Here is a 7,130-nt window from a genome sequence, read left to right on the forward strand (position 1 = left end):
CCGTGGAACCCTCCGGCCCGATCGAAACCGAGGCCGCCCGCCGTCTAGCAGACGACCTCAACAGCTAACCGATCAGGTTCCCCAACACTTTCTGAGGGAACCCGCGGGCAGCGCCAGTGGCTCGGCGGCCCTCCTCGCCGGTACCGCGGCCCGGATCTTCCACCGGGCCGATGCGGCGATGCCGTTCAGCCGACCGGACCGCCACCTTTCGATGCCGCCGGGTCAGCGCGCGGCGAACCGATCTCGATACCGTCCCGAGCCGCCAGCGTCCCACCCCAGTCGTAGAGCGCCTGCAGTACCGGCCGGAGGCCGGGATCGATCAGCCGATAGGTCACGGTGCGGACCGCGCCCTCGTCCACCGTCCGCTCGATCAGGCGGGCGGCCTCGAGTTCGCGCAGCCGCTGGGTCAGCATCTTCTCGGTGATCTCGGGAACGAGCCGGCGCAGTTCGCCGTAGCGCCGCGGCCGCTCCTTCAGGTAGCCGAGGATCACGACCGCCCACTTGCCGCCGATGGTGTCCATCGCCAGTTCGACCTGGCAGGAGTAGAAGGTCCGCCGCACGCTCACGCACCACAAAGTACGTTCTTGTGCCGTTGTTCCCAAGGTGGTCGACTTCATCCATGATCACCGAGTACATCCGGTACCGCGTTCCCGATCCGGCCGCGTTCGAAGATGCCTATCGCCGCGCCGCGGTGTCGTTGCAGTTCTCGCCGTACTGCCGGACCTACGATCTGGACCGGTGCGTCGATGACCCGGAGGTCTATATCCTCCGGCTCACCTGGACCTCGGCGAGCGATCATCTGGAGAAGTTCCGCAACAGCTCGCACTTCCGGGAGTTCTTCGCCGAGATCAAGGATTACGTCACCGGTATCGAGGAGATGCGGCACTACGAGCCGGTCGCGTTGGTGCCGTCGCTGTACGACTGGGCGGGCGGCGCGGAGGCGTTCGGGAAGCTCTTCGACACCTTCTACGACCGGGTACCCGAGGATCCGGTGCTCGGCCCGGTTTTCGAGGGTATGCACCCCGACCACGCGAAGCATGTAGCCGCCTGGCTCGGCGAGGTTTTCGGCGGGCCCGCCGTCTACTCGGAGCGGCACGGCGGCCACCAGCACATGATCTCCCGCCACCGGGGCCGGGCCTTGACCGAGGAACAGCGTCAGCGCTGGATGAGCCTCCTGATCGATACCGCCGACCGGGTCGGCCTGCCCGCCGACGCCGAGTTCCGGGCGGCGTTCGTGGGGTATCTGGAATGGGGAACCCGGATGGCGCTGTTGTTCTCCGGCCCGGATGCCCCGGCGAGCGACAGCGAACCCACGCCCACCTGGGGCTGGGGTGAGGTACGGCCCTGGCCCCGGGGCTGAGCGCCTACCCGGGGCGCTGCGGTATACGCGCGCACGGCGCGCCTCGGGACACACCGCCCCTCCACGGCGGTGATCGAGGACGTGCGATGCCCGCGAGGCCTCCCATCGGGCCGATACGGGAGCAATGCGCTCGGCGAAGCCCCAGTGGCCGCCCCACGTGAACCGTCCTGCCGAGAGGGTGCGGCCGCCGGCTGTCGTTACCGCGGCGCGCCCCACGAATGCCACCGGAGGCCGGCGGGCGCCGGGCCGCGGCCGCGGTTGCCCGACCGGATCAGCAAACCGCCTCCGATAGGAAAAGGGCCCGTCCACCGGCGGTGGACGGGCCCGGGAGCCGGATGTCTCAGCTCTGCGATTCAGTGCTCTGGGGCAGTTCGGCGAGGGTGCCGATCCGGGTGACCGCGTCCGCGACGATCCGGTCGATCAGCTCCCGGCAGGTCGGCAGATCCTCCAGGATGCCGCTCACCTGGCCCGCCGCCAGTACGCCCGCCTCGGTATTGCCCTCGACCAGCCCGGCGCGCAACAGCATCGGGGTGTTGGCCGCCATGATCACCTGGGACCAGCCGAGGTCCTTGGCCTTGCGCATGGCCAGACCGTCGCGGACCAGCGTGGACCATTTCATCCCGGTCATGCTCTTGAACCGGGCCGCATTGCCCACGGCGGCCGTGAGGCCACGGACCCGCCCCGAGTTCTCCAGCTTCTGCACGAGTTCGGTGTTGAGCACCCGGTGCGGCATACCGTCGACCTTGGTGGACACCACTGTTTCGCCCAGTTGGCGGCGCAGGTATTCCTGCTTCACCGAATCCGGGACGCTGCTTTCCTGCGTGAGCAGGAAGCGGGTGCCCATCGCGACCCCGGCGGCGCCGTAGGCGAGGGCGGCGGCGAGGCCGCGTCCGTCGAAGAAACCGCCGGCCGCGACCACCGGGATATCGACCGCGTCCAGGACCGACGGCAGCAGCAGGGTGGTGGCCACCGGGCCGGTGTGCCCGCCGCCCTCGCCACCTTGGACGATCACGGCGTCCGCGCCCCAGGAGGCGACCTTCACCGCGTGTTTGGCGGCGCCGATCGACGGAACCACCACCACGCCCGACTCTTTCAGCTTGGCGATGAGGTCCTTCTTCGGCGCCAGGGCGAAGGACGCGACCTTGACGTTCTCGCGGATGAGCAGATCGATCCGCTCGGGCGCGTCCGAGGCGTCGGCACGGATGTTCACACCGAACGGTTTATCGGTCCGCGCCTTGGTTTTGGCGATGGCCGTTTCCAGCTCGTCGTAGGTCATGGTGGCCGAGGCCAGAATGCCCAGCCCGCCGGCATTGGAGGTGGCCGAGACCAGGCTCGGGCCCGCCACCCAGCCCATCCCGGTCTGCACGACGGGATGTTCGATCCCGACCAGTTCGGTCAGCGGGGTCCGCAGCCGGGGTGTCACTGCGGGACCTCCCGGTCGCGGATCTTCTTCGGATCCAGGACCTCGCGGATGATCCGCAGTTCCTCGGTGGTGGGCAGCCGGGACTCTTCGGCCGTGCCCAGGTCGGCGATCTCGAACGAGGTGTTCTCCGCGACCTCACCGGCGGTGACCCCGGGGTGCAGGCTCAGCGCGCGCATCGTGTGGTCCGGGCCGTTGAAATCGAAAACGCCCAGATTGCTGACCACCCGGTGGATGTGATGGAAGCGGAACGCGGCATTTTCCGGGTCGACCTTGTCGTAGCCGACGCCCGCGACGATATCCACCCTCTCGCCGAACACCCGCCTGGTGTGCCGTCCGACCCAGTAGCTGGTGGGGTGGTTGATGGTGTTGCCGGGGGCGCCGCGGACGCCGAACATCTGCCGGGTCGGCTGCTGTAGCGGGCCGAAGGCCGAGAGGTTCTGGTTGCCGTAGCGGTCGATCTGGTTGGCGCCCATGACCACATGGCGGCGGCCCGAGGCCAGCACATCGAACACCTTGCGGAACGGGATCCAGCCCTCCACCGGCGCCTTGCCGCCGATGGGCGGGGTCTCGGCGAGGAAGAACGCTTCGCCGTCGGAGATCAGCAGATCGGGTTCGAAGGTGAGTTTCGCCAGCCGCGCGCCCAGCTGCGCCATCGGCGACATGGGACTGGCGAAGATCTCTCCGGCGTCGCGGAAGATCTCGGCGCAGGCGACCGCGCACACCTCCGCGCGGGTGATGGTTTCGGTGCTGGTCACCGCTCCTCCTTGAATCGCGCGACGGCGGCCTGATAGTCGGCTTCGGAACCGCTGAGGTAGGTGTCGACGAAGGTCTGCCAGGTCTCCGGCGACCCGGCGGCTTCGACATAGTGCCGCTGGAATTTCTCGTCCCGGCCGTAGCTCTCACCACCGAGGGTGAAATGGGCGCCGTTCGGGGCTTCGACCACCGCGTCCACCATCATGCGGTTGAGCAGCAGCGCCTGCTGGGGAACGGTTTTCACCAGTTCCTCGGTCTCCACGAGGCGTTCCACCGAGAGGTAGCGCTTCTCGGCGGCCAGGCAGAACAGGTCATCCATGTAGGGGTCCACGCCCTGGTAGGCGGCATTACCGTGCGCGTCGCCGATATTCAGGTGCACCAGCGCGGCGTCGAGGTTCAGGGCCGGCATGGCGATCAGGGTTTCCGGACGGCCGTCCGGGCCCGGGTACGGCGAGGTCACGGTCTGCAGCTCGCCGTCCCAGAATTTCGGCACATCCGAGCCCAGGCCGGCGCGGATCGGCAGGAAAGGCAGTCGCGCCGCGGCCGCCTCGAGCCCGCATTTGAGCATGCCCTCGTCCATCTCGCGGGCGATGATCTGCCCGGAGGTGCGCGCCTTTGCGAACCAGGGGTCGTAGAACGGCGCCGAGTCCAGGGAGACGAACCCGTAGTAGGCCTTGCGGACCTTCCCGGCCGAGAGCAGCAGCCCCAGGTCCGGGCCCCCGTAGGTGACCACCGTCAGGTCGGTGACGTCCGACCGCAGCAGGGCGCGCACCAGGGCCATCGGCTTACGCCGGGAACCCCAGCCGCCGATGCCGATGGTCATCCCGCTGCGCAGTTCGCCGACGATCTCGTCCAGCGTTTTCCGCTTGTCTCGCATGGTCTTCCGTTCCACGTCAGTTCTTGTCCTTCTGCGCCGCCAGGTCTTCGTCGAAGCGTTCGCGGATCTCGTCGGAGGCTCCGGAAAGATTCAGTTCGAAGGTGAACCCCTGCTCGAAGCGGTAGCTGCGGTGCACGTCCTGCAGGTCGATGCCGTTGAGGGCGCGTTTGGCGGCCCGGATGACCCGGCCGTCCTTGGCCGCGATGCTTTCGGCGACCTTCAGCGCGGTGGCGTCCAGCTCTTCCCGGGGGACCACCTCGAGTACGGAGCCGTAATGGTGCAGCTGCTGGGCGGTGGCGGTGCTCGCGGTGAAGAAGAGCGCGCGCATGAGGTGCTGGGGGACCAGCCGGGCGAGGTGGGTGGCGGCGCCGAGCGCACCGCGGTCGACCTCGGGTAGGCCGAAGGTCGCGTCGTCGGAGGCGATGATGATGTCGGAGTTGCCGACCAGGCCGATCCCGCCGCCCAGGCAGAAGCCCTGGACCGCGGTGACCACCGGGACCGGGCAGTCGTAGACCGCGCCGAATGCCTCGAAGCATCCGTGGTTGGCGTCGATGAGCGCCTGATGCCCGGGTTTGCGCTGGATCTCCTTGATATCGACGCCCGCGTTGAAGCCGCGGTTCTCGGCGCGCAGCACCACCACGCGGGTCTGCGGGTCGCGCCCGGCGGCGCGGATCTCGTCGGCGAGGGCGAACCAGCCGTCCGAGGGTATGGCGTTGACCGGCGGATAGTCGACCGTGACCACGGCGATACCGGCGGATTCCGAATGGCGCTTGATCCCCATCGCGTATCCCATCTCGCATCTCGAGCATCTTGGCTAAGCAAGCAATTGCTTGGTAGGTTAACACGGTGGCACTCGAAATCGACCTGTCCGATCGCGTCGTTCTGGTAACCGGCGGCGTCCGCGGCGTCGGCGCCGGGATCAGCCGCGTCCTGCTCTCCGCCGGGGCGACCGTGGTGGCATGCGCCCGCCGTCCCGGCGATACCCCGGTCGAGGTGGACGGGCGGGAGATCGACTTCCTGCCGTGCGATGTCCGCGACCCGGCAGCCGTGGCGGAGTTGATCGCCGAGATCGTCCGGCGGCACGGGCGGCTGGATCACGCGGTGAACAATGCCGGTGGCGCCCCCTATGCCCTGGCGCAGGACGCCAGCCCCAAATTCCACACCAAGATCATCGAGCTGAACCTGCTCTCCGCCCTGCACGTCGCCCAGGCGGCACACGCGGTGATCAGCAGGCAGGAAGACGGCGGCTCGATCGTGAATATCTCCAGCCTCAGCGGCCACCGGCCTTCCCCGGGTACCGCCGCCTACGGGGCGGCCAAGGCGGGAGTAGACGCCCTGACTGTCTCCCTCGCCGCGGAATGGGCCCCGAAGGTCCGGATCAACTCACTGGTGGTCGGCGCGGTGGAAACCGAATTGAGCGCTCTGCACTACGGTGACGCCGACGGAGTGGCCGCCGTCGGCCGGACCATCCCGATGGGGCGGCTGGCCAGGCCCGAGGATGTCGGCAACGGCGTGGCCTTCCTGCTCTCCCCGCTGGCCGGGTACATCTCCGGGGCGACCCTGCAGATCCACGGCGGCGGCGAACCCCCGGCCTTCCTGTCGGTGGCGACCGCCACCCACTCCGATGCCGCGGCGAAGACCTGACCTCAACTCGAACAGATATCGACCATCGACGATAGGAAACGAACATGGCAACCGAGGGCATCTGCGCCGGACGGATCGTGATCATCACCGGCGCCGGCCGGGGTATCGGCCGGGCACACGCCCTGGCCTTCGCCGCCGAGGGAGCGAAGGTCGTGGTGAACGATCTCGGCTCGACCCTCAGCGGTGAGTCGACCGCGGAAACCCCCGCCGAGCAGGTGGTCTCGGAGATCCGTGCGGCCGGCGGCGAAGCCGTGGCCAACGGCGACGACGTGGCGAGCTGGGAGGGTGCGCAGCGGCTCATCCAGCAGGCCGTGGACACCTTCGGCGGCTTGGACGTCCTGGTCAACAATGCCGGATTCGTCCGCGACCGGATGCTGGTCAATCTCGCCGAGGACGAATGGGATTCGGTGGTCCGCGTGCACCTCAAGGGTCATTTCGCCACCATGCGGCACGCGGCCGCGTACTGGCGCGCGGAATCCAAGGCGGGTCGTACGGTGGACGCCCGGATCATCAACACCAGCTCCGGCGCCGGCCTGCAGGGCAGTGTCGGTCAGGGGAACTACGGCGCCGCCAAGGCGGGTATCGCCGGCCTCACGCTCACCGCCGCGGCCGAATTCGGGCGGTACGGCGTCACGGTGAACGCGATCGCCCCCTCGGCGCGCACCCGGATGACCGAAACCGTCTTCGCCGATATGATGGCCGCACCCGAGGACGGGTTCGACGCCATGGAGCCGGAGAACATCTCACCGATCGTGGTGTGGCTGGGCAGCGCGGAATCGGCCGGTGTCACCGGTCGGATGTTCGAGGTCGAGGGCGGTCGCCTCGCCTTGGCCGAGGGCTGGCGCCACGGGGTGCCGGTCGATCGTGGCGCGCGGTGGAATCCGGCCGAACTCGGCACCGTGGTCTCGGAGCTGATCGCGAAAGGCGCGACCCCGGAACCCGTATACGGCGCGTAAGGTTTCACTACTGTTCGAACGGGCCCGTGCCGGGGGGGGCCGGCGGCCGGTCGGGGCCGGCGCCGGTGGGGAAAGGGGCAGGTAGGGAGAGGGGGGTGGGGGGGGGGAGGGGTGTAG

General features: G+C 68.7%; 8 protein-coding genes. 3 read left to right on the plus strand and 5 right to left on the minus strand.

Going from position 1 to position 7,130, the window contains the following annotated elements:
- Positions 1-185: 185 nt before the first annotated feature.
- Complete coding sequence (locus ACLML9_RS26730; protein ID WP_411948107.1) at positions 186-566, minus strand: winged helix-turn-helix transcriptional regulator; 381 nt, start codon at positions 564-566, stop codon at positions 186-188.
- 53 nt (positions 567-619) lie between these two features.
- Here ACLML9_RS26730 and ACLML9_RS26735 point away from each other — a divergent pair, with 53 nt between their 5' ends.
- Positions 620-1,360 (plus strand): group II truncated hemoglobin, encoded by a 741-nt coding sequence (locus tag ACLML9_RS26735; protein WP_411948108.1) that lies wholly within the window; start codon positions 620-622, stop codon positions 1,358-1,360.
- Between the two features lie 340 nt (positions 1,361-1,700).
- Here ACLML9_RS26735 and ACLML9_RS26740 read toward each other — a convergent pair whose 3' ends face one another.
- Genes ACLML9_RS26740 through ACLML9_RS26755 form a run of 4 tightly spaced genes read right to left on the minus strand, consistent with a single transcriptional unit; the run spans position 1,701 to position 5,194 of the window.
- Positions 1,701-2,783, minus strand: coding sequence for an NAD(P)H-dependent flavin oxidoreductase (locus ACLML9_RS26740; protein ID WP_411948109.1), 1,083 nt, complete (start codon positions 2,781-2,783; stop codon positions 1,701-1,703).
- Positions 2,780-3,538: a CoA-transferase subunit beta gene (locus ACLML9_RS26745; protein WP_411948110.1), complete on the minus strand. Its 759-nt coding sequence runs from the start codon at positions 3,536-3,538 to the stop codon at positions 2,780-2,782. The genes ACLML9_RS26740 and ACLML9_RS26745 overlap by 4 nt, the downstream gene beginning before the upstream one ends.
- On the minus strand, positions 3,535-4,413 hold the full coding sequence (locus tag ACLML9_RS26750; protein ID WP_411948111.1) for a CoA transferase subunit A: 879 nt from the start codon (positions 4,411-4,413) through the stop codon (positions 3,535-3,537). The genes ACLML9_RS26745 and ACLML9_RS26750 overlap by 4 nt, the downstream gene beginning before the upstream one ends.
- A 16-nt stretch (positions 4,414-4,429) precedes the next feature.
- A complete protein-coding gene (locus ACLML9_RS26755; RefSeq protein WP_030522925.1) occupies positions 4,430-5,194 on the minus strand; it encodes an enoyl-CoA hydratase family protein in 765 nt (254 codons plus the stop codon).
- 65 nt (positions 5,195-5,259) lie between these two features.
- Between ACLML9_RS26755 and ACLML9_RS26760 the strand changes: the two genes are divergently transcribed.
- Positions 5,260-6,057 (plus strand): SDR family oxidoreductase, encoded by a 798-nt coding sequence (locus tag ACLML9_RS26760; RefSeq protein ID WP_411948112.1) that lies wholly within the window; start codon positions 5,260-5,262, stop codon positions 6,055-6,057.
- Between the two features lie 44 nt (positions 6,058-6,101).
- Positions 6,102-7,013 carry an SDR family oxidoreductase gene (locus ACLML9_RS26765; RefSeq protein WP_411948113.1) on the plus strand — a complete coding sequence of 304 codons (912 nt, stop codon included), beginning with the start codon at positions 6,102-6,104 and terminating at the stop codon, positions 7,011-7,013.
- Positions 7,014-7,130: the final 117 nt, after the last annotated feature.

Origin of the sequence: Nocardia sp. NPDC002869 (assembly GCF_046764065.1) — a bacterium.
In the GTDB taxonomy this organism is placed as follows: Bacteria; Actinomycetota; Actinomycetes; order Mycobacteriales; family Mycobacteriaceae; genus Nocardia; species Nocardia rhamnosiphila.

Bases quoted from the DNA above. Each gene is read 5' to 3' on its own strand.
- ACLML9_RS26735 (WP_411948108.1), top strand. From the start codon at position 620: ATGATCACCGAGTACATCCGGTACCGCGTTCCCGATCCGGCCGCGTTC.
- ACLML9_RS26750 (WP_411948111.1), bottom strand. From the start codon at position 4,413: ATGCGAGACAAGCGGAAAACGCTGGACGAGATCGTCGGCGAACTGCGC.
- ACLML9_RS26755 (WP_030522925.1), bottom strand. From the start codon at position 5,194: ATGGGGATCAAGCGCCATTCGGAATCCGCCGGTATCGCCGTGGTCACG.
- ACLML9_RS26765 (WP_411948113.1), top strand. From the start codon at position 6,102: ATGGCAACCGAGGGCATCTGCGCCGGACGGATCGTGATCATCACCGGC.